This is a genomic window from Nocardia vaccinii NBRC 15922 (assembly GCF_001613305.1).
GTDB classification, from domain to species: Bacteria; Actinomycetota; Actinomycetes; order Mycobacteriales; family Mycobacteriaceae; genus Nocardia; species Nocardia vaccinii.
Window position 1 is genome coordinate 1 of sequence record NZ_BDCC01000120.1, and the last position, 1,933, is coordinate 1,933.

Genomic DNA, 1,933 nt, shown 5'->3' on the forward strand with positions numbered 1-1,933 from the left:
GACGTCGTCGATGATCAGTACCTTCGTTTCGCAGGCCAGTACACAATCCAGAGCTCGCTGAACGAACTGGGACGTCGTGCCTCGGTTCGAGCCCGGATGGCCGTAGAAGTCGACCATGGCCTTGCTGAAATCCCGCGTTCCGGTGTTGCCGGTGAGCCCGATCCGGCAGACCGGCCACCGCTCGTTCCCCTGCTCCGTGACCTTGCCGTTCAGGCTGACCTCGCGGACGTGGAGTTTCTTCGCGAACGACAAGACCGCGGTCGTCTTACCGAGTCCCGGGAACGCATCTACTACCACAACGTGTTCGGCGTTTTCGTCGACCTGGGTTAAACGTTCTGGGCAGGAACGAGGCGCCGCTTCGGCGTAGGCCTGCCATCCCTCCTTCAGGGACAACGTCAAGTTATCGAGCCTGGGCTGGCTGAGGTTCTGCGACTGGGTCATACATTCTCCAGGATGCCTATGTGGAAGCACAAGGAACAAATCGAAACGCGTACGAACGGCCCACGGACCCGGGACCAGCGGTTCTTCCTACACCGGCAGCGCCGCCATTCAATGAAGATTCCAGCAGATTCGCGTGAGCCGCTCTCCGGTTCGACGTCGCCAGCCCACACAACGACCTGCGCTACGTCACAGTGAGGAGCCATCATGTTCGTCAAAGAATCGCTTCGTTCGATCGGAACGTTGCTGTTGGCAGGCTCGGTTGTGTGCGTCGGCGCCCCACACGCTGTGGCTGCACCTGACCAAGCCGGTCTGGAAAAATCGATCGTCCTGCTCGACACGACATGGAAGGGTTATATCTACGTCCCTCCGGATTACGATCGCGCCGGGCGGGGGTACTGGACCAAGCAGTTGACGGCGGGTTCGACCTGCACCGGATGGTTCGTCAGCGGAGATGGGGAAATGGCAACCGCCGGGCACTGTGTCGATCCCGCCGAGGGCAAGTCGCTACTGCTCAAGCAGTACTTGCAGGCTCAGAATCGGCCGGATCTGCTGGGCGTCGCCATTATGAACTGGAAGGTGGAAGGCACCGAGCAGGGCGCCCCGGTGGAACGCGATGTGAGAGCGATTCAGCCGCAAGCGGTGAACGGCGCGGTGCTGAGCAGCGCGACTACTGTGCAGGTCGTGGACTTCCGCCCGTTCAAGCAGGGCGATCTGGGGCTGCTGAAGGTATCCGGTCTGTCCCGGAATGCCTCGGCAATGCCGGTCGCGGCCCAGAGCCCGTCGGTCGGCAGTCAGCTGACCTCCATCGGCTTCCCCGGCACTGTGCTGGACATCGCCGACCAAAGCCGAATCCCCCGCCCGTCCTTCAAGTCCGGAACAGCGTCCAGCCAGCAAGTGTCACCGCAGGGCGTCACCATGCTCGAAGTGAGTACCGACATATCGGGCGGCATGTCCGGCGGCCCAACTGTAAACGCCGCGGGGCAGGTCGTCGGGGTGAACAGCTCGAGTGCGCTGAACCCTGCGACTGGCGTGACGGCGGCCGGTACCAATTTCATCACCGATACCAAGGATCTACGGGCCTTTCTGGACTCCCATGACGTGCACTTGGGCCAGACGGCATCGAACCGCAGCTTCCCGATCGTTCCCGTAGTGGTCGGAGTCGGTCTGGCGGTTCTGATAGTTGTCGTGGTAGCTGTGTTCCTGATGATCCGGCGCCGGAAGACTGGCAAGACACAGCCAGCATCCAGTGGCGGTGCCGGAGTACCTCCCGCCGCACCGTTTGCCACTGATTCGACCGAGACCGCGGACCATGGACCGTCGTCTCAACCGTACCCGGCATCCGGCGATGCACCTGCCGTGTCCACGACCCAGGGACAGGTGGAGACGGCACACATGACTCCGTCAGTACAGGGTGTGCACTTCTGTCCGAATTGCGGCTCCGAACACCGACCGGACGAGAAGTACTGCCCGAACTGCGGGCACGTGATCAGCT

At 62.1% G+C, this 1,933-nt stretch carries 2 protein-coding genes; one reads left to right on the plus strand and one right to left on the minus strand.

Annotation, left to right across the window (positions count from 1 at the left end):
- The coding region (locus tag NV1_RS41560; RefSeq protein ID WP_157117786.1) for an AAA family ATPase at positions 1 to 441 on the minus strand (441 nt) is incomplete at its 3' end.
- 204 nt (positions 442 to 645) lie between these two features.
- Here NV1_RS41560 and NV1_RS41565 point away from each other — a divergent pair.
- Positions 646 to 1,933 (plus strand): trypsin-like peptidase domain-containing protein (locus tag NV1_RS41565; protein ID WP_067905220.1); only part of this gene is annotated, 1,288 nt, incomplete at its 3' end.